Source organism: Bradyrhizobium sp. WSM4872, assembly GCF_055811715.1.
The window spans coordinates 122,994-142,057 of the sequence record NZ_JBVVPT010000009.1 but is presented as its reverse complement, the minus strand read 5'-3'; the positions used below and the strand labels follow the sequence as shown (position 1 = coordinate 142,057).

Here is a 19,064-nt window from a genome sequence, read left to right as displayed (position 1 = left end):
CGATCGACGTTGATGCGCCAGACGCGACGGCCGGGAGGAAACGACGTGAGCAACAGGATTTCGTTCGTGGCGATGTCCGCCGGGTGGCTGGTCGCAGTCGCGAGCTGCGCCCAGGCGGAGCCGGTGCTGCAGGGCAAGGACGCCTACGGCGATTGGCAGGCCGACAAGCCCGGCACGGTCAGGTTGATCCGGCCGCAGGATCTGGTCAGGCCCGGCGCCACGCGGTCGGTTGCGAGTTCGTCGCGCGTGGTGCCGCGCCCGCCGGAGGCGGCGCTTCAGGTCCCGGCCGGCTTCAAGATCGAGCTGTTCGCCGAGGGTCTGCGCGCCCCGCGCATCGTGCGCGTGGCGCCGAACGGAGATGTCTTCGTCGCCGAGACGCGCGCGGGCAACATCCGCGTGTTGCGCGCCGGCGAAGGCGGCAAGGCCGCGACCAACGAGGTGTTCGCTGCCGGACTGAGGCAGCCGTTCGGCATCGCCTTCTTTCCGAACGGCGACAATCCGCGGTGGGTCTATGTCGCCAACACCGACAGCGTCGTCCGTTTTCCCTATCAGGCCGGCGATCTCAAGGCGCGTGGCAAGGCGGAGACGATCGTGGCGAGCCTGCCCCACGATGGCGGTCATTCCACCCGCGACATCATCTTCACGCCTGACAACAAGCGCATGCTGGTGTCGGTCGGCTCGCTCAGCAACGTCGCCGAGGGCATGGGCACGCCGCCGGGCGGCGTGGAAGCCTGGTCGAAAGCGCAACCGCTTGGTGCGGCCTGGGCCAGCGAGACCGAACGCGCCACCGTGCTCGCCTTTACCCCCGAGGGCAAGGAGCGGAAGATCTACGCCACCGGCATCCGCAACTGCGTCGGTCTTGCGATCCAGCCGCAGACCGGGCTGCCCTGGTGCTCGACCAACGAGCGCGACGGCCTCGGCGACGATCTCGTGCCTGACTATGTGACGAGCGTGAAGGAAGGCGCGTTCTACGGCTGGCCGTGGTTCTATATCGGCGGCAACGAAGACCCGCGCCACGCCGGCGCGCGGCCGGACCTCAAGGACAAGGTGACGATACCCGACGTGCTGGTGCAGCCGCACTCGGCCTCACTTGGCATGACCTTCTATCAGGGCACGCAGTTTCCATCAGAGTATCACGGCGACGCCTTCGCCGCCGAGCACGGCTCCTGGAACCGGTCGAAGCGCACCGGCTACAAGGTGATCCGGATCCGGATGAAGGACGGCAAGCCGACCGGCGAGTACGAGGATTTCGTCACGGGATTCGTCGTGAGCGATACCGAGGTGTGGGGGCGGCCGGTCGGTGTCGCCGTGGCGAAGGATGGATCGCTGCTGGTGTCGGAGGATGGCAACGGGACGATCTGGCGGGTGACAAGCGTGCCGCGATGAACGTGTACCCTCGCCCCTTGTGGGAGAGGGTGGCTCGCCGCGCAGCGGCGAGGCGGGTGAGGGGTTTCTATCGGCGAACTCCTCTATGCGTCTGCGGAGAGAGACCCCTCACCCGGCGCTTCGCGCCACCTTCTTCCGCAAGGGGAGAAGGAAGAGCGGCGTGCTTGGGATGTCTATCCCCTCCGCACACTCGCTCCGCCATCCACCGGCAGCGTCACACCCGTGATGAAATTCGCCTCGTCCGAGGCCAGGAACAGCGCCGCATTCGCGACGTCCCACCCCGTGCCCATCTTCCTGCGCAGCGGCACCTTGCTGTCGCGTTCGGCTTCGACTTCGGCGCGGGTCTTGTGCCATTCGCGGGCGCGGGTGTCGACGGCCATCGGCGTGTTCATCAGGCCCGGCAGGATGACGTTGGCGCGGATGCCGTATTCCGCGTTCTGGTAGGCGAGCTGCTCGGTGAAAGCGATCATCGCCGACTTCGTCGCCTTATAGGCGACGTAAGGGTAGGTCGTGATCGCCGCCATCGAGGAGATGTTGATGATCGCGCCGCTTCCTTGCGCGCGCATGATCGGGATCACCTCTTTCGCCGCCAGGATGCAGCTCTTCAGATTGATGGCGACGACGCGGTCGAAGGCCTCCTCGGTGATTTGCAGCAGCTCGGCGTCGCCGCCGGACAGGCTGACGCCGACATTGTTGTGCAGCACGTCGATCCGGCCCCAGCGCGCCTGCGCCTCCGCGACCATCGCCTTGATGTCAGCGGACTTTGTGACGTCGGCCCTGAACGCCGCGGCGGTGCCTTGCTTCGCGGCGATCATGGCGGCGGTTTCCTGCGCCGATTCCAGATGATGATCGACGCACAGCACCTTGGCGCCCTCGCGCGCGAAGGTCAGCGCCGTCGCGCGGCCATTGCCCATGCCTTCGCCGGGGCTCTGCCCGGCGCCCACAACGACCGCAACCTTGTCCTTCAAGCGCATGTTAGTTCACTCCCGGAATCGGGTACTGCTGGAGTACCTCTTTGTAATATGGCTCGTTGTCGATCTTCATGGTGGCGAGCACGCGCACCACGCCGCAATAGAAGGCGATGGTCAGCACGAGGTCGACCATGTGTTCGTCCGAGAGATGCTGCTTGATCTCGGCAAAGGTCACATCCGAGATCGCGAGCTCGCGTACCATCTCGCGGGCACCTTTCAGGATCGCTCTTGCAAGCGGCTCGAGCTTCGAGGGCCTGCCGTCGGTCTCAGCCATCAGGCTGGCGATGTCATCGTCGGTGACGCCGAATTCCTTGCCGATCTTCACGTGGTGAGTGAACTCGTATTCCGACTTCTCCATCCAGCCGACCTGGAGGATTGCAAGCTCCCGCAGCCGCGGGTCGAGCTTGCTCTTGAAGCGGATGTAGCCGCCGATGCCGTTGAAGGCGCGCGCCATCGCCGGCGAGTTGACCAACAGCTTGTGCAAATTGGTGTTGCGCTTGAGCAGGTCGCGATATTCGGGCGCGACCTGGTCGGCCTCGAGATAGGGCAGGCGGGCCATCCCTGATGTTCCTTTCAGTGTTCTTGTGATTCACGTTCGGGCGCTTGCAGCGTCACCCCGCCGTCCACCACCAGCACCTGTCCGGTGATATAGCGCGAAAAATTGCTGAGCAGGAATTTGACGGCATGGCCAACGTCCCAGCCGGTGCCTTCCGTTTTCAGCAAAGACGCCTTGGCCCGCTGGGCGCGCGCCTGTTCGCTCATGCCGCGGCCATAGACCATCGGCGTGTACATCGGCCCGGGGCAGATGCAATTGACGCGGATGTTGTCGCGGCCGTGATCGACCGCCATTGCGCGGGTCAGGCCGATGATCGCGGCTTTCGAGGTCGAATAGGTCGTCAGGCCGCGCGGCCGCAGCGCCGAGATCGAGGAGATGTTGACGATCGCGCCGCCCCGCGCGGTCTTGATCATGGCAGGGATCGCGTGCTTGGAAAGCAGGAACATGCTCTCGACATTGACCTGCATGACGCGGCGATATTGCTCGGGCGCTTCGTCGACCACGCTGCCGCGGCTCCCGATGCCGACATTGTTGTCGAGGAAATCGAGCCGGCCCCAGCGGTCGAGCGCGGCTTCGACCAGCGTCCTGCAATCGTTCTCGCTGGTGACGTCACCGCCATGCGCCGCGGCCGTGCCGCCTTCGGCTGCGATCATCTCCACGGTGCGTTCGGCGAGCTTGAGGTCGCGATCAGCCACCAGCACTTTGGCGCCGGCGCGAGCCAGCAGAATTGCGGCGGCGCGGCCGTTGCCGATGCCGTCGCCGGCAGCGCCGCCGCCGCTGACCAGCGCCACCTTGCCGGCGAGACCGGGATCGTCCTCGGGCCCCTGCATGTCGTTTCATCCCAATTATTTTCGTGCACTCTAGCAATCGCCCCGAGTGGAGAGAAGGGCCGGGCTGCCGCTTTCATGTCATTGACATCGCATGGAATTGCATGCCGCCGCACGAGAAGGGCGAACGATCGATCCGCGCCGTTAGGAACCGACCTCACGCGACTGCGTTTGCCGCCGGAGCCTTTCCCGCGCTAGGCTCTGTCCCGGGGCTTCCCAACCGCCAGTGGCTTGCCGATGAATCTGCTCGATCCACAAGGGCCTGTGGCTGCGGCCAACAGCACCATCCTGGTCGATTCCGTCTTCATCATGCTCGCGATCGTGGTCCCGACCATCATCGCGATTTTGGCCTTTGCGTTCTGGTTTCGCGCCTCGAATCCGAAAGCAAAATTTCAGCCCGACTTCGTCTATTCCGGGCGGGTGGAGATGGTGGTGTGGGCGATCCCCGCGCTCACCGTGATCCTGCTCGGCGGCGTCGCCTGGATCGGCTCGCATCAGCTCGATCCCGCGGCACCCGTGCCTGGCACCGGCAGTCCGGTCCGCATTCAGGCCGTCTCGCTCGACTGGAAATGGCTGTTCATCTATCCGGACCAACGCATCGCTACCGTCAACACGCTGACGGTGCCGGCGGGTGCCGAACTGAATTTTCAGCTGACGTCGTCGAGCGTGATGAACGTGTTCTTCATTCCGCAGCTCGGCAGCATGATCTACACCATGAACGGCATGGTGACGAAGCTGAACCTGCGCGCCGACAACGAAGGCAAGCTGCAAGGCCTGTCGGCGCATTTCTCCGGCGACGGCTTTCCGGACATGATGTTCGACGTCAACGTGATCTCGCCGCTCGCCTTTCCGGAGTGGGTCGCGACCACGGCGAAGAGCGATGCCGTCCTCAATGAGGACAGCTACAAGAAGCTGATGCAGCAGGGCATCGAAAAGGGCAGGCCGACCTACCGGCTCGATGATCCCCGGCTGTTCGACCTGATCGCGACCCAGCACATTCCGCCGGGACCGGGCCCGGAGCTCGCATCCGAAGCAGGCCGGCCGCAAAGTGGAGGCCATGATGCTCGGTAAGCTCGATTGGTCGGCCATTCCGTTCGATCAGCCGATCCCCCTGATCGCAGGCGCGGTGGTGCTGGTCGGGATTCTCGCCGTGCTGGCCTGGGTCGTGGTGAAAGGGCATCTGTCCTATCTCTGGCACGAATGGATCACCAGCGTCGACCACAAGCGCATCGGCGTGATGTATATCCTGCTGGCCTCGGTGATGCTGCTGCGCGGCGGCAGCGACGCCATCATGATGCGGATCCAGCAGGCGGTTGCCTACCAATCACAAGGCTATCTGCCGCCGGAGCACTACAACCAGATATTCTCCGCGCACGGCACCATCATGATCTTCTTCGTGGCGATGCCGTTCGTGATCGGACTGATGAATCTCATCGTGCCGCTCCAGCTTGGCGTGCGCGATGTCGCTTTCCCGACGCTCAATTCGGTCGGCTTCTGGCTGACCGCGACCGGCGCGCTGCTGGTCAATCTCTCGCTTGTGATCGGCGAGTTCGCCCGCACCGGCTGGCTCGCGTTTCCGCCGCTGTCGGAGCTGTCCTACTCGCCGGGCGTCGGCGTCGATTATTACGCGTGGTCGCTGCAGATCTCCGGCGTCGGCACGTTGGTGGCCGGCATCAATCTCGTGACGACAGTGCTGAAGCTGCGCACCAAAGGCATGAACTATCTGCGCATGCCGATGTTCTGCTGGACCACGCTGGCGTCGAATCTTCTGATCGTCGCGGCCTTCCCGATTCTGACGGCCACCCTCGCGATGCTGCTGCTCGACCGCTATCTCGGCTTCCACTTCTTCACCAACGAGGCCGGCGGCAATGTCATGATGTTCATGAACCTGATCTGGGCCTGGGGGCATCCCGAGGTCTACATCCTGGTGCTGCCGGCCTTCGGCATCTTCTCCGAGGTGGTGTCGACCTTCTCCGGCAAGGCGCTGTTCGGCTATCGCTCGATGGTGCTGGCGACCATGGCGATCTGCGTCATCTCCTTCATGGTCTGGCTGCATCACTTCTTCACGATGGGCGCGGGCCCCGACGTCAACGCCATCTTCGGCATCGCCAGCATGATCATCGCGATACCGACCGGGGTGAAGATCTACAACTGGCTGTTCACGATGTATGGCGGCCGCATCCGCTTCGAGACGCCGATGCTATGGTCGATAGGCTTCATGGTCACCTTCATCATCGGCGGATTGACGGGCGTGCTGGTCGCGGTGCCGCCGGCCGATTTTGTCCTGCACAACAGCATGTTCCTGGTCGCGCATTTCCACAACGTCATCATCGGCGGCGTGCTGTTCGGCGCCTTCGCCGGGTTCGAGTACTGGTTCCCCAAGGCGTTCGGCTTTCGCCTCGACGACCGCTGGGGCAAGCTCGCGTTCTGGTTCACTTTCCTCGGCTTCTACGTCACCTTCATCCCGCTCTACGTCGCCGGCATGCTGGGCATGACGCGCCGCATGCAGCACTACGACGTCGCGGCGTGGCGGCCCTGGATGCTGATTGCAGCTGTCGGCATGGCCGTGCTGACGATTGGCGTAATCTGCCAGATCGTGCAGATCGTGGTCAGCATCCGCAACCGCGAAGCCCTGCGCGACCGCACTGGCGATCCCTGGGACGGCCGTTCGCTGGAATGGGCGACGTCGTCGCCGCCGCCCGTTTTCAACTTCGCTTTCAATCCCGATGTGCGCGGCGAGGATGCCTACTGGGACATTAAGACACGTGGCCAGCAGCAATCGCTCGATCATGATGCGCCCGAGTATCATGACATCGAGATGCCCAGGAATTCGCCGACCGGCTTCGTCTGCGCGTTCTTCGCCACGGTCATGGGCTTTGCGCTGATCTGGCACATCTGGTGGATGGTGATTTTGGGCGGCATCGGAGCGTTCGCGACCTTCGTCGTGTTCGCCTGGCGCGACCATGACGAATACGTCATTCCGGCCGAGAAGGTCGCGGCGATAGACCGCGTCAATCTCGAGGAGCGGCGCAATCTTGTCAGCATGGCGGGGACAGTCTGATGTCAATGACCGCAACCGCCGGCCATGCGCACGCCGATCCCCATCACATCGGCCTCGTTGTCGAGCATCCGGGCCCGGCGCCGAAGCGCATCGTGACCGCCTATGGCTTCTGGATCTTCCTGCTCTCCGACATCGTGATGTTCTCCTGCTTCTTCGCGGCCTATGCGGTGCTGGCCGACCAGACCGCCGGCGGCCCGAAGGGTTCGGAGATCTTCGAGCCGCGAAACGTCGCGATCGAGACGGTCTGCCTGCTGCTGTCGAGCTTCACCTGCGGCATGGCCAGCATCGCCGCCGATGTGCGCAACCGGTTCTGGTTCTATCTCGGGATGGCCGTGACCTGTTTGCTCGGCCTCATCTTTCTGGTCATTGAGTTTCGCGAGTTTGCCGATCTCGTCGCGCGAGGCTATGGCCCATCGCGCAGCGCGTTCCTGACTGCATTCTTCTCCCTCGTCGGCTGCCACGGCCTCCACGTCTCGGCCGGCATATTGTGGCTGCTCACCATGATGGCCCAGGTTTTTGCGAAGGGCTTTCGTGCCGACGTGCTGCGCCGGATGATGTGCTTTGCGCTGTTCTGGCACGCGCTCGACATTGTCTGGGTCGGAGTTTTCTCCGTCGTCTATTTGCTTGGGAGTGGCGTATGAGCGATCAGACGCATATGCCGGCCGACCATGACCTCGCGCCGGGCGATGAGGAGCAACACAGTGTCGGCACGCGCGTCCTCGGCTACGTGGTCGGTCTTGTTCTCGCGCTGCTGCTGACGGCGACGTCGTTCTTCATTGCCGGCACGGATCTGGTCTGGCAGCCTTCCATTCCCGTCGCACTGATCGTGCTGGCGATCGCGCAGATGGGCGTGCACCTCGTGTTCTTCCTGCACATCACCACCGGCCCCGACAACACCAACAACGTGCTGGCGCTGGCCTTCGGGCTGCTCGTCGTGTTCCTGGTGGTCGGTGGTACTGTCTGGATCATGGCGCATCTGAATGCGAACATGCCGGCCATGGATCAGATCATGCCGATGCGTCACTAGGGGCGCGCAAAAAAGAAGAGCCGCTTTGTGACAAGCGGCCCAAGTCTAGGGAGGAAACGCCCGAGCAAAGCAATCGGGCCGGAGCCGGATTGCCGCCAAGGAAACGCTCGCGCAAAGCGCTTGCGTACGCTTACAAATGCAGCAACTCCCGATAGAGTTCAATTCCGGATGAATACTGTCTCCGGCTGCCGCTCACGGGTGCGTGATGGGCGTCGTTATTTCGGCCGCCGGCAATTGTAGGCCTTGCGGAAGCCCGCAGCCTGGGCGTCGTCCTCCGAGCAGAACCAGCGGTCCGGCTTGGTGGTCGCGGGGTAGCTCGGGCAGCCGCGTAAATGGTAGATGCCGATATTGCCGGTCACGCGCGCGCGCACCGCAAGCTTGCCCTTGATGCCACAGCTCGGCGGCATCGTCAGATCATCGGGAAACAACACCGCCCGAATCTCCTTGTCGCGGTCGGCGCGGCAGGCGGCGCCCAGGAGCGCGCCGTCCTTCTTGCCGGTGCGGAATTCTTGCGGCGCAACAAAGCAGCCCTTCCAGATTCCGGCCGAGGCTGATTTGGCGTCCGCCGCGGCCGACTTGACGTTCGCCTTGACCGGCTCGCGGGCAATGGCATAGCCGAGCTTGACCAGCTGCTCGTTCAAGCTGGTCTTGTCGCCCTCGGCCGTGCAGATCGCGCGGTGACGCTTGCCGAAACTCTTTTCCGGTCCGACATCGTCGCAACGCACCGATCGCTTGCCGATCAGCTTGGCGAGCTGGTCGCGGGCCTCGATGCCGCAGGTCGAGGGATCGGCGTGGTCGTCGATGCAGACCTGGTCCAGCTCGGGGGCGTCGACGCCGTCGAGGCGGTAGGTGACGTCGCCAAGCTGGATGGCGTTGCCGTCGCGGACCGTCGCGGCGGCTGTCAGCGCGGAGGCGGGGCCGGTCGTGCCCAGAAATCCGAACAGGGCGAAAAAGAAAACGAGCGCAAAAGCGCGGGCGTTGGCAAAGGATTGTCGGAAGGACATAAGGTCTCGCTATCGATGGCTCGTACGCCCCGTTCCTAGCATCCGGATGTGGCGATACCAATGGTCTGCGCCCCGCGAAGTGCGACATTCCGGTCTCGTGGCTTTACTCGGCCGTAGCTCTTATCCTATCGTTCGCCGGCCTTGCGGAGCGGAGGCCGAATCGCCCGGGAAGCGGCGAAGGGAGGAAAAATTTGCGATGAAAGACCCCGTGGACGTCCTGATCATCGGCGCCGGCGCTTCAGGCGCGGCGGTGGCGTGGTCGCTGGCCGAGACCAAGATGCATATTCTCTGCATGGAGCAGGGCGGCTGGATGAACCCGGCGGAATATCCCAGCACGGGCCGGGACTGGGAGGCCAAGTTCTACGGCGAGTGGTCGTCCAGCCCCAACGTCCGCGGCCGGCCCGAGGACTATCCGATCAACGACGACAACTCGCCGATCAAGGTCGTCAACTACAATGCGGTCGGTGGCTCGACGGTGATGTACACCGCGCACTGGCCGCGGCTGCATCCCTCCGATTTCAAGGTGAGGACGCTCGACGGCGTCGCCGACGACTGGCCGATCGACTACGACGCGCTGACCCCGTTCTTCGAAGAGAACGACCGGATGATGGGCACGTCCGGCCTCTCGGGCGACCCGCTCTCACCGCTGACGCATCCGCCGATGCCGCAACAGCCGCTCGGATTGTCCGGCGCCATCATCGGCAAGGCCATGAACAAGCTCGGCTGGCATTGGTGGCCGTCGGATACGACGGTCGCGACTATGGATTACGAGGGCCGCGCGCGCTGCATCAATCTCGGCCATTGCACGCCGGCCTGCGCGCAGGGCGCAAAATCCTCGACCGACATCACCTATTGGCCGCAAGCGGTCCGCGCCGGCGTCGAGCTGCGCACCCATTGCCGGGTGCGCGAGATCACGACCGACGAGAGCGGCATGGCCTCGGGCGTGGTCTACTATGACAAGGACGGCGTCGAGCAGTTTCAGCCGGCGCATGTCGTCATCATCGCCTGCAACGGCGTCGGCACGCCGCGGCTGCTCTTGAACTCGGCGTCGAGCCGTTTCCCGAACGGTCTTGCCAATTCGTCGGGCCTCGTCGGCAAGAACCTGATGTTCCATCCCTATGCGCAGATCTACGGCTATGTGAAGGAGCCGACCGACAGCAACCGCGCGCCGCCGACCTGCCTGTGGAGCAAGGAATGGTATGACACGGACCTCTCGCGCGGCTTCGTGCGCGGCTACGGCGTCCAGTTCGTGCGCGGCGCCGGGCCGGTGTTCGAGGCTGTCGTCAGCGAGCAGAAGGGGATATTGCCGTGGGGCGCCGATCATCACCGCATCTTCCGCAAGCTCAACGGCCACCGGCTCGGCTTTTCCGCGATCTGCGAGGACCTGCCGGAGGAGCATAACCAGGTTACGCTCGATCCGGTGTTGAAGGACAGCCACGGCATTCCCGCGCCGAAGATCGACTATACGATCAGCGAGAACAGCCGGAAGATGATGGAGCATGCGCTGGCGCGCGGCCGGGAGATTCTCGAAACCGCGGGAGCGAGCGACATCTGCGTCAACTCGCCGATCCCGTGGGGCGGCTGGCACCTGCTCGGCACGGCACGCATGGGCACCGACCCCGAACGCTCCGTCGTCAACGAATGGGGCCGCTCACACGACGTGAAGAACCTCTTCATCGTTGACGGCAGCATCTTCGTCACCTCGGGCGGGGTCAACCCGACGTCCACCATCCAGGCCCTCGCGCTCTACATCGCCGACCAGATGAAGCAGCGCCTCGCCAATTTGTTCGATTGAGGCCGACATGTCCGCAGACAATCAACTGACACACAGCCAGCGCGACGACCTCCGCGCTATCGCCGCGATGATCGTGCCCGCCAGCGACGAGTACAAGGTGCCCGGCGCCGACGACTCCGCGATCCAGGCCGACATGCTGGCGACGCTGGGGCGTGACGCCAAATTGGTGGTGGCGGCGCTGGACCATCTGGCGCGGCTCGCGGGCCAACCGTTCGCCGAGCTCGATGCTGCCCGGCGGCATGCGGTGGCGCAGGAGTTTCGCAGTTCCGGCGGTGCGGCTGCGGCCACGCTCGTCCGCGTGGTGCTGCAATGCTATTACCGCGACGACCGGGTGCTACGCTCTCTCGGGCTCGAGCCGCGCGCACCTTTTCCCGAGGGGCATGTGCTGCCGGATGGCGACTGGTCGCTGCTGGACCCGGTCAAGGCAAGGGCGGGCACGCTGCGACGGGCGCCCTAGCCACCTGGGCAGTCCAGCCTTGCGCCTCGGGCGGGGTCCCTTGCGCCTAACGGAGCAGGCCACCATTTGTGTGAGCCTCAAGGACTCCTATCATGCTGGATTTCACCTCAGATATCGTCGATGACACCGCGTCATCGCGAACGGAAACTGCCGCTCCGGTCGATGACCGGGCCCTGCTGGACGCCTATTCCAATGCCGTGATCGACGTGACCGACCGCGTCGGTCCTGCCGTCGTGCGCGTCGAGACCGGACCAAAGGTGCCGAACGGCCGCGAGCGCGGCGGGCTCGGCTCGGGCATCGTGATCTCGCCGGACGGGCTCGTTCTCACCAATAGCCACGTGGTCGGCTCGTCGAAGGAAATCCGGCTGCGCGACGTCGAGGGCCATGTCGGCGACGCCCGGGTGCTCGGCGTCGATCCCGACACTGACCTTGCGCTGCTTCGCGCCAATGGCGTGCGGGACTTGCCCTATGCGGCGCTCGGCAACTCCAAGACCTTGCGGCGCGGCCAGCTCGTGATCGCGATCGGCAATCCGCTCGGCTTTGAATCGACCGTTACCGCCGGCGTGGTCTCGGCGCTCGGGCGCTCGATTCGCTCGGTCAGTGGCCGCACCATCGAGGACGTGATCCAGACCGATGCTGCGCTCAACCCCGGCAATTCGGGCGGGCCGCTGGTGTCCTCGAACGCCGAGGTGATCGGCATCAACACCGCGATCATCAATGGCGCGCAAGGCATCTGCTTCGCGGTCGCCAGCAACACCGCGCAATTCGTGCTGTCGGAGATTATCCGCCACGGCTATGTCCGTCGCGCCTATATCGGCGTCGCCGGCCAGACCGCGCCGATCCCGCGGCGGCACGCGGTGCTAGCCGGCGTCGAGAACAAGATGGGCGCGCTGCTGGCGCAGATCGAGCCGGACGGGCCGGCGGCGAAGGCGGGCCTGTTGTCCGGCGACGTCGTGATCGGCCTCGACGGGGTCGAGATCAACGGCGTCGACGATCTGATCCGCGTGCTCGACCGCGATCGGATCGGCCGTCGGCTGGCCATGGACGTGCTGCGGCTCGGCCGCCTGCGGGCGATCGATATCGACCCGGTCGAGCGCAAGCCGGCCCGCTAGCGTGTGGGCGCCGAAGCGAGGTATGACGGTGTCATGCCTCGCTTCGGGAACCCCGCCGCATGATGCCGGCGCATGAGACCTACGATGTCATCGTCGTCGGCGCGGGCGCCGGTGGCATGACCGCCGCGGCGGTCGCCGCCGCCGAAGGCCTGCGTGTGCTGGTGATCGAGAAGACCGCTTTCGTCGGCGGCACCACCGCATGGTCCGACGGCATGGTCTGGATCCCCGCCAATGCCAAAATGAAAGAGGCGGGGCTCTCCGATAGCGTCACGGACGCCGTGCAATACCTATCGAACACGGTGCCCGAGCCCGCCAATGCGGGCCTCCGCGCCGCCTTCCTCGCGCGTGGACCGGAGGCGGTCGCCTATCTCGAGGCCAACACGCAAGTGCGCCTCCAGCCGGTGAAAGCCTGTCCGGACTATTATCCGGAGCGACTGGGCGCGACCGCGGGCGGGCGCGTGCTCGAGCCGGTCGTCTTTGACGGCACGCGACTGGGCGCGCATTTCGCGCGGCTGCGCGCTCCGCTGCCGGAGCTCACTTTGTTCGGCGGGATGACGGTCAACCGCCTCGACATCCCGCATCTGCGCCGGGCCGGAAAATCGCTGCGCTCGACTCTTCGCGCGATGCGGCTGGTTTCGGAGTATGGGTGGCAGCGGCTGCGGAGCCCGCGCGGCACGACGCTGCATCTCGGCAATGCGCTCGCCGCGCGGCTGTATGCGTCGCTGCTGGCGCGGCAGGTTGAGATCCTCTTCAGAGCCGACGTCGAGGATTTGTCGATGCAGGGCGAGCGCGTCGGCGGTGTGGTTATCCGTCACGGCGCGCGCGATCGGCTGATCGCCGCGCGACGCGGTGTGGTGCTGGCGACCGGCGGCTTTTCGCACGACGCGACCTTGCGCAAACGCTTGTTCCCACCCGCGGCCGGATCCGTCTCGGCGGCCCACACGTCCGTTACGGGCGACGGGCTCCGCCTTGCGACTGCAACCGGCGCAGCGCTCAACACGGATGCGACGAGCCCGGCCTATTGGGTGCCGGCCTCACTGTTCCGGCGCACTGACGGAGGCCGAGGCGTTTTCCCGCACATGGTGACCGACCGCGCCAAGCCCGGCGTGATCGCGGTCAATGCGGCAGGTCGGCGCTTCGTCAACGAGGCACTGTCGTACCACGAGTTCGTGCTCGCCATGCTGCGCGATGGCAATGGTGAGCCGGAGCGGCCGTTTTATCTGATCTGCGACCGTCCCTTCCTGTGGAGCTACGGCCTCGGCCGCATCAAGCCGTTCACGCGCAGTATCAGGCGCTATGCGGCGAGCGGCGAGTTGGTCGAGGCGACTGATATCGCGCAGCTCGCAACGAAGATCGGCATCAAGCCGTCGACACTCGCGGCGACGATCGCAAACTACAATTCCGATGCGAAAGAGGGCCGCGATCCGGAATTCGGTCGCGGCAGCACCATCTATCAGCGACACATCGGTGATATCAGCCACAAGCCGAACCCGTGCGTCGCGCCCATCCTTTGCGCGCCGTTCTATGCGATGCGGATCTATCCCGCCGATCTCGGCACGGCGATCGGCATGAAGGTGGATGCCCAGGCGCGCGTGCTGCGCGAGGACGGCGCGCCGGTTGCGGGCCTCTACGCCTGCGGGAACGACATGGGCTCGATCATGAACGGCAATTGTCCCGGGCCGGGGATTGCACTGGGGCCCGCGCTGACATTTGGATATATCGCAGGGCGACACCTGGCGGAGGGAAGTGTGGCAGCGACGCCGATCGCCGCTACAACGCCGGTCTAGCCATCTCCACCGCTGTCATGCCCCGCGAAGGCGGGGCATCCAGTACGCCGCGGCTTCTCGACTTGATCACAACCTTCTCGGAGTACTGGATCGCCCGGTCAAGCCGGGCGATGACACTGAGTGTGTGGCGCCGGCTTGGTCTTACTCCGCAGCCGCCGCAAAGCGGCTGTTCTCCAGTTCCGCTTCCAGCCGCGCCTTCTCGGCCGCCGCCAGCTTGATGTTGGCTTCCTTGATATGCCCGAAGCCGCGGATCGTCTCCGGCAGCCGCGCGAGCCTCGTCAGCAGCGGGATCTGCTCCGCTTTCAGGCCAACGATCCGCTGATCGATCATGTCGAGATAATCCGCGACCAGCTTCCGCTCGGTCCGGCGCTCCTCGGTGCGGCCGAACGGATCGAACGCGCCGCCGCGCAGGAATTTCAGTTTGGCCAGTACGCGGAAGGCATGGATCATCCAGCCGCCGAATTCCTTCTTCTGGAGATGTCCGGTGGTCTTGTCGCGCTGCGCGAAGATCGGCGGGGCCAGATAGAACTTCAGCTTGAAGTCGCCGTCGAATTTCTCCGAGACCTTCTTGGCAAAGCTGCCGTCGGTATAGAGCCGTGCGACCTCGTACTCGTCCTTGTAGGACATCAGCTTGAACAGGTTCTTCGCCATAGCCTCGGCCAATTCCGTGGACGCGGGCGAGGCGGCCGTTTCCGCCTTGCGCACCTTGGCGATGGCGGCGAGGTAGCGGTCGGCGTAGGCCTTGTCCTGATAGCCGGTCAGAAACTCCGCGCGGGTCGCGATGATGTCGTCGAGCGACTTCGTCGGCGCGGAGGCCCGGCTCCTGAACTGCAGCACGCTACGCACTCGCGACATGTCGTGGGCGGCGAGGCGTCCCCAGGTGAAGGCGAGCTTGTTCATCTCGATCGCGGCGCCGTTGATCTCGATGGCGCGGAGCAGCGCTTCCAGCGACAGCGGGATCGCGCCCTTCTGGAAGGCGAAGCCGAGCATGAAGGGATTTGTCGCAATCGAATCGCCCATCAGCGCCGAGGCAATGCCGGTGGCATCGATGACGTCGAGGTTCTTGTCGCCGACGGCGTCGCGCAGCACGGTCTGCATCGCGCCCATCTCGAAATCGAGGTCGGGGTTTTGCACGAAGCTCGCGGTCGGCTGCAGGTCGGCGTTGATATACGCTTTCGTTGTTCCGCGCTCGGCGCGGCTGAGCGCGGAGGGACCGGCCGAGACGATCATGTCGCAGCCGAGGATGACGTCGGCGCCGCCCGTGGTGATGCGGACCGCGGAGATGTCTTCCGGCTTCGCGGCGATGCGGACATGGCTCATCACCGCGCCGTTCTTCTGCGACAGGCCAGTGAAGTCGAGCGCCGAGCAGCCGCGGCCGTCGACATGGGCGGCCATGCCGAGCAGCGCGCCGATGGTGATGACGCCGGTGCCGCCGATGCCGGTGACGAGGATGTTGTAGGGGGCGTCCAGCTCACGCGCGGGTGGCAGCGGCAGGTCGGCAAACAACTGGCCTGAATCCACCGCCGAGGTCTTGATCCGCTTGAGCGTGCCGCCATGCACGGTGACGAAACTCGGGCAAAAACCCTCGACGCAGGAGAAGTCCTTGTTGCAGTTCGACTGGTCGATCTGGCGCTTGCGGCCGAACTCGGTCTCCAGCGGCTGCACCGAAACGCAGTTTGAGGCTTGCGAGCAATCGCCGCAGCCTTCGCAGACGAGTTCGTTGATGAAAGCGCGCTTGGCGGGATCCGGATAGAGCCCGCGCTTGCGGCGGCGGCGCTTTTCCGCCGCGCAGGTCTGGTCATAGATTACGACCGTAAGACCCTTGATGTCGCGCAGCTCGCGCTGCACGGCCTCGAGCTCGCGGCGGTGATGGACGGTCGCGCCTTGTGGGAAGTAATTGCCGTCTGGATACTTGCCTGGATCGTCCGACACGATCGCGAGGCGCTTGACGCCCTCGGCCCAGACCTGATGCGCGATCTGGGCGACGTTGAAGGCGCCCTCGGCCGGCTGGCCGCCGGTCATCGCGACAGCGTCGTTGTAGAGGATCTTGTAGGTGATGCTGATGCCGGCGGCCGATGCCGCGCGAAGGGCAAGCAGTCCGGAATGGGTGTAGGTTCCGTCGCCGAGGTTCTGGAAGATGTGCTGCTCGGTGGTGAAGGGCGCTTGCCCGATCCAGTTCACGCCCTCGGCGCCCATATGCGAGATCAAATCGGTGCGGCGAGTCGGCATGCTCAAAGCCATGCCGTGACAGCCGATACCGGCCATGGCGCGGCTTCCCTCGGGCACGCGCGTCGAGGTGTTATGCGGGCAACCCGAGCAGAAGAACGGCGTGCGCGCGAGCTTGATCGGCGTGCTGGTCGTCACGGGATTGTCGAACGCCTCGAGCCGGGCGAGGCGCTGCTCCAGCACCGGGCTGTGGTGGCCGAGCTTGCGCAGCCGCGCTACCAGCGCGGATGCAACGATGGTTGGCGTCAACTCGCCCTCGCTCGGCAATAGCGGCGCGCCGCGCTCGTCGCGTTTTCCCGTCACGGTCGGGCGCCTCGACGCATCGATATTGTAGAGGATGCGCATCAGCTGGTCTTCGATGAAGCCGCGCTTCTCCTCGACGACCAGCACGTCCTGAAGTCCTTCGGCGAAGCGCTTGGCCCCGCTTTCCTCCAGCGGCCAGGTCAGCGCGACCTTGTAGATGCGCAAACCCAAATCCTGCGCATCCTTTTCGGTGATGCCCAGATCGGCCAGCGCCTGCCGCAGATCGAGATAAGCCTTGCCCGTCGCGACGATGCCGAGCCGTGCCGGCCTGGCGTCGAGTACGATGCGGTCGAGCTGGTTGGCACGGGCAAACGCCTGGACAGCGGCCATCTTCGGGCCGAACAGGCGCCTTTCCGCGTCCAGCGGCGGGTCGGGCCAGCGGATGTTGAGGCCGCCGGGCGGCATCTCGAAATCTTCGGGGAGCTTGATCTGGATGCGTTCGGGGTCGCTATAGATCGAGGCCGAACTCTCCACGGTTTCGCTGATCGCCTTGAAGCCGACCCAGCAGCCGGAGAAGCGCGACAGCGCAAAACCGTAGAGGCCGAGATCGAGATAATCCTGCAGCGTCGCCGGGTTGATGACGGGGATCAGCGCCGCCGCGAACACCTGTTCGCTCTGGTGCGCCAGTGTCGAGGACTGGCAGCCGTGGTCGTCGCCGGCAAGCGCGAGCACGCCGCCATTGAGCGAGGTGCCGGCGGCATTCGCATGCTTGAGGGCGTCGACCGAGCGGTCGACGCCCGGCCCCTTGCCGTACCAGATGCCGAACACGCCATCGACCTTGGCACCGGGAAACAGGCCGACCTGCTGGCTGCCCCAGACCGCGGTCGCCGCAAGGTCCTCGTTCAGACCGGGGACGAAGGCAATATCGTGCTGCTGGAGGTGCGACTTCGCGCGCCACAGTGCGTGGTCGTACATGCCGAGCGGGGAACCGCGATAGCCCGAGATGAAGCCGCCGGTGTTGAGGCCCTGCAGTCGGTCGCGTTCGCGCTGCAGCATGGGCAGGCGGACCAGCGCCTGCGTGCCAGACAGGAAGATCCGCTTCGATTCGAGCCGGTATTTGTCGTCCAGCTCGACCTGCATCAGCGTCATTTCAGAAGTCCTCGTCTCTTGTTTCGGCTCTTATTCGACTTGGGGTTTGCGCTGCGGGAGGGAGGAGCGGCTGCGCGACGCGAATTGTGACAGTCAAGGGCATGCGCAGACGATGTCAATATCGCTGGCCGCATCCGTGGCGCTCCTGCTGGTCATGGCTTGCTTGCTGAGAACACCATGGCTGCAAGCGCGTTCGATACCGAGATCACAGAGACGGCTGAGGCTCTAATCGAGCCGTGGCGCCACCCGCACCAGATGCTCCAGGCAGAAGTATCGCGCGGCACGGCCGATAACGTTGGTGCGCCGATAGCCCTCGACAGACGTCTTCGCGAACTCATGCCGCTGGCCGATCCCGTCATCCTCAAGACCTGAAGGTCGATCAACCTGGCGACGACTCCTATGCCTCTTGCGAGGAGGCACATCGGTGGCCGTGGAGCGGGTCGCTAACGCCACCTTCGTTGTTCCGGGGCGCGCGTAGCGCGAGCCCGGAATCCATTTCACCACGTGTTTAGCCGCCCGATGGATTCCGGGTTCGACGCTTACGCGTCGCCCCGGAATGACGACAGAGAGCGCTCATCCTTTGGGCAAATGCACGTCGCAAAGCCGCCGCACAGCGAATAAGCAGACCTCGGCTTTTCTAATAACATTCTGACAGCGCAGTAAATTTTCCTAAGCCGTTGGCTCAATCGCAATTGTACACAATGGCATGGCGCTTGCAGAACTCCCGCAGAGAGTTCTCGCGGGGGCCTTGAGTCATGTTGAACTCAACCAAGCCGACATTGGGTGTCATCAGCGCCGAACCGGAGCCGGTCAAGCTCGACTGGCCTGCCACCGCGCTTCTCATCATCGACATGCAGCGCGACTTCATGGAGCCCGGCGGCTTCGGCGAGACGCTCGGCAACGACGTCAGCCAGCTCGCGCGCGCGGTGAAGCCGATCGGTGCGGTACTGAAGGCCGCGCGGGATACCGGCATGCTGGTGATCCACACGCGGGAGGGCCATCTGCCCGATCTCTCCGACGCGCCGCCGGCGAAAGTCGAGCGCGGCGCGCCATCCTTGCGCATCGGCGATCCCGGTCCGATGGGACGCATTCTCATCCGCGGCGAGGCGGGCCACGACATCATCCCGGAGCTTTATCCGCTCGACAGCGAGATCGTGATCGACAAGCCCGGCAAGGGCGCGTTCTACGCCACCGAACTCAGCGACGTGCTGGAGAAATATGGCATCGAAAATCTGCTGGTGTGCGGCGTCACCACCGAAGTGTGCGTCAACACCACCGTGCGCGAGGCCAACGACCGCGGCTATCGCTGCGTCGTCATCTCGGACGGCTGCGCGTCCTACTTTCCCGAGTTTCATGAGATGGGCCTGAAGATGATCAAGGCCCAGGGCGGCATCTTCGGCTGGGTCGCAAGCTCAGCCGCGGTACTGGAGGCGATGAAGATTTCCACATCAGCGTAGGGGCAT

At 64.7% G+C, this 19,064-nt stretch carries 16 protein-coding genes; 11 read left to right on the top strand and 5 right to left on the bottom strand.

All coding sequences use genetic code 11. From position 1 onward, the window contains the following. The first annotated feature begins 45 nt into the window (after nt 1-45). Nucleotides 46-1,386 (top strand): PQQ-dependent sugar dehydrogenase, encoded by a 1,341-nt coding sequence (locus AC0L3C_RS15305; RefSeq protein ID WP_473408373.1) that lies wholly within the window; start codon nt 46-48, stop codon nt 1,384-1,386. 173 nt (nt 1,387-1,559) lie between these two features. Here AC0L3C_RS15305 and AC0L3C_RS15300 read toward each other — a convergent pair whose 3' ends face one another. From AC0L3C_RS15300 to AC0L3C_RS15290, 3 genes are read right to left on the bottom strand one after another with little or no spacing between them, the layout of a single operon-like run. After that, the gene (locus AC0L3C_RS15300; protein WP_473281339.1) at nt 1,560-2,360 is read right to left on the bottom strand and encodes an SDR family NAD(P)-dependent oxidoreductase; all 801 of its coding nucleotides are present in this window, start codon (nt 2,358-2,360) and stop codon (nt 1,560-1,562) included. A 1-nt stretch (nt 2,361) separates the two neighbouring features. Next, nucleotides 2,362-2,916 (bottom strand): carboxymuconolactone decarboxylase family protein, encoded by a 555-nt coding sequence (locus AC0L3C_RS15295; RefSeq protein WP_473408372.1) that lies wholly within the window; start codon nt 2,914-2,916, stop codon nt 2,362-2,364. A gap of 14 nt (nt 2,917-2,930) precedes the next feature. Beyond that, on the bottom strand, nt 2,931-3,743 hold the full coding sequence (locus AC0L3C_RS15290; RefSeq protein WP_473263421.1) for an SDR family NAD(P)-dependent oxidoreductase: 813 nt from the start codon (nt 3,741-3,743) through the stop codon (nt 2,931-2,933). Nucleotides 3,744-3,977: 234 nt separating this feature from the next. Here AC0L3C_RS15290 and AC0L3C_RS15285 point away from each other — a divergent pair, with 234 nt between their 5' ends. Genes AC0L3C_RS15285 through cyoD form a run of 4 tightly spaced genes read left to right on the top strand, consistent with a single transcriptional unit; the run spans nt 3,978 to nt 7,828 of the window. Continuing rightward, nucleotides 3,978-4,811, top strand: a complete 834-nt coding sequence (locus tag AC0L3C_RS15285; RefSeq protein ID WP_473281332.1) for a cytochrome ubiquinol oxidase subunit II family protein — start codon at nt 3,978-3,980, stop codon at nt 4,809-4,811. Further along, entirely contained in the window at nt 4,801-6,801 is a 2,001-nt protein-coding gene (cyoB, locus tag AC0L3C_RS15280; RefSeq protein ID WP_473281345.1) for a cytochrome o ubiquinol oxidase subunit I, read from the top strand. Before AC0L3C_RS15285 ends, cyoB begins: the two co-directional genes overlap by 11 nt. Next, nucleotides 6,801-7,442: a cytochrome (ubi)quinol oxidase subunit III gene (locus tag AC0L3C_RS15275; RefSeq protein WP_473263423.1), complete on the top strand. Its 642-nt coding sequence runs from the start codon at nt 6,801-6,803 to the stop codon at nt 7,440-7,442. The genes cyoB and AC0L3C_RS15275 overlap by 1 nt, the downstream gene beginning before the upstream one ends. Further along, nucleotides 7,439-7,828, top strand: a complete 390-nt coding sequence (cyoD, locus tag AC0L3C_RS15270; RefSeq protein WP_473263425.1) for a cytochrome o ubiquinol oxidase subunit IV — start codon at nt 7,439-7,441, stop codon at nt 7,826-7,828. The genes AC0L3C_RS15275 and cyoD overlap by 4 nt, the downstream gene beginning before the upstream one ends. 215 nt (nt 7,829-8,043) lie before the next feature. On the opposite strand, the gene AC0L3C_RS15265 is transcribed toward cyoD, so the two are convergent. Next, nucleotides 8,044-8,832: a thermonuclease family protein gene (locus AC0L3C_RS15265; protein ID WP_473263426.1), complete on the bottom strand. Its 789-nt coding sequence runs from the start codon at nt 8,830-8,832 to the stop codon at nt 8,044-8,046. A 196-nt stretch (nt 8,833-9,028) separates the two neighbouring features. Between AC0L3C_RS15265 and AC0L3C_RS15260 the strand changes: the two genes are divergently transcribed. The 4 genes from AC0L3C_RS15260 (at nt 9,029) to AC0L3C_RS15245 (ending at nt 13,983) form a co-directional block, all read left to right on the top strand. Then, the gene (locus AC0L3C_RS15260; protein WP_473408371.1) at nt 9,029-10,627 is read left to right on the top strand and encodes a GMC family oxidoreductase; all 1,599 of its coding nucleotides are present in this window, start codon (nt 9,029-9,031) and stop codon (nt 10,625-10,627) included. A 7-nt stretch (nt 10,628-10,634) separates the two neighbouring features. Then, complete coding sequence (locus tag AC0L3C_RS15255; protein WP_473281330.1) at nt 10,635-11,084, top strand: gluconate 2-dehydrogenase subunit 3 family protein; 450 nt, start codon at nt 10,635-10,637, stop codon at nt 11,082-11,084. 92 nt (nt 11,085-11,176) lie between these two features. After that, a complete protein-coding gene (locus AC0L3C_RS15250; RefSeq protein WP_473263429.1) occupies nt 11,177-12,196 on the top strand; it encodes a S1C family serine protease in 1,020 nt (339 codons plus the stop codon). A 59-nt stretch (nt 12,197-12,255) separates the two neighbouring features. Next, a complete protein-coding gene (locus AC0L3C_RS15245; RefSeq protein WP_473408370.1) occupies nt 12,256-13,983 on the top strand; it encodes an FAD-dependent oxidoreductase in 1,728 nt (575 codons plus the stop codon). A gap of 141 nt (nt 13,984-14,124) precedes the next feature. Here AC0L3C_RS15245 and AC0L3C_RS15240 read toward each other — a convergent pair whose 3' ends face one another. Further along, nucleotides 14,125-17,601 (bottom strand): indolepyruvate ferredoxin oxidoreductase family protein, encoded by a 3,477-nt coding sequence (locus AC0L3C_RS15240; protein ID WP_473408369.1) that lies wholly within the window; start codon nt 17,599-17,601, stop codon nt 14,125-14,127. A 177-nt stretch (nt 17,602-17,778) separates the two neighbouring features. Between AC0L3C_RS15240 and AC0L3C_RS15235 the strand changes: the two genes are divergently transcribed. Beyond that, on the top strand, nt 17,779-17,973 hold the full coding sequence (locus AC0L3C_RS15235) for a hypothetical protein (protein ID WP_473263433.1): 195 nt from the start codon (nt 17,779-17,781) through the stop codon (nt 17,971-17,973). Nucleotides 17,974-18,356: 383 nt separating this feature from the next. After that, complete coding sequence (locus AC0L3C_RS15230) at nt 18,357-19,058, top strand: cysteine hydrolase family protein (protein WP_473408367.1); 702 nt, start codon at nt 18,357-18,359, stop codon at nt 19,056-19,058. The last annotated feature ends 6 nt before the right edge of the window (nt 19,059-19,064 follow it).

Bases quoted from the DNA above. Each gene is read 5' to 3' on its own strand.
- AC0L3C_RS15275 (WP_473263423.1), top strand. From the start codon at position 6,801: ATGTCAATGACCGCAACCGCCGGCCATGCGCACGCCGATCCCCATCAC.
- AC0L3C_RS15290 (WP_473263421.1), bottom strand. From the start codon at position 3,743: ATGCAGGGGCCCGAGGACGATCCCGGTCTCGCCGGCAAGGTGGCGCTG.
- AC0L3C_RS15255 (WP_473281330.1), top strand. From the start codon at position 10,635: ATGTCCGCAGACAATCAACTGACACACAGCCAGCGCGACGACCTCCGC.
- AC0L3C_RS15235 (WP_473263433.1), top strand. From the start codon at position 17,779: ATGGCTGCAAGCGCGTTCGATACCGAGATCACAGAGACGGCTGAGGCT.
- AC0L3C_RS15245 (WP_473408370.1), top strand. From the start codon at position 12,256: ATGATGCCGGCGCATGAGACCTACGATGTCATCGTCGTCGGCGCGGGC.
- AC0L3C_RS15230 (WP_473408367.1), top strand. From the start codon at position 18,357: ATGTTGAACTCAACCAAGCCGACATTGGGTGTCATCAGCGCCGAACCG.
- AC0L3C_RS15260 (WP_473408371.1), top strand. From the start codon at position 9,029: ATGAAAGACCCCGTGGACGTCCTGATCATCGGCGCCGGCGCTTCAGGC.
- cyoD (WP_473263425.1), top strand. From the start codon at position 7,439: ATGAGCGATCAGACGCATATGCCGGCCGACCATGACCTCGCGCCGGGC.
- cyoB (WP_473281345.1), top strand. From the start codon at position 4,801: ATGCTCGGTAAGCTCGATTGGTCGGCCATTCCGTTCGATCAGCCGATC.
- AC0L3C_RS15295 (WP_473408372.1), bottom strand. From the start codon at position 2,916: ATGGCCCGCCTGCCCTATCTCGAGGCCGACCAGGTCGCGCCCGAATAT.
- AC0L3C_RS15300 (WP_473281339.1), bottom strand. From the start codon at position 2,360: ATGCGCTTGAAGGACAAGGTTGCGGTCGTTGTGGGCGCCGGGCAGAGC.
- AC0L3C_RS15285 (WP_473281332.1), top strand. From the start codon at position 3,978: ATGAATCTGCTCGATCCACAAGGGCCTGTGGCTGCGGCCAACAGCACC.
- AC0L3C_RS15265 (WP_473263426.1), bottom strand. From the start codon at position 8,832: ATGTCCTTCCGACAATCCTTTGCCAACGCCCGCGCTTTTGCGCTCGTT.
- AC0L3C_RS15240 (WP_473408369.1), bottom strand. From the start codon at position 17,601: ATGACGCTGATGCAGGTCGAGCTGGACGACAAATACCGGCTCGAATCG.
- AC0L3C_RS15250 (WP_473263429.1), top strand. From the start codon at position 11,177: ATGCTGGATTTCACCTCAGATATCGTCGATGACACCGCGTCATCGCGA.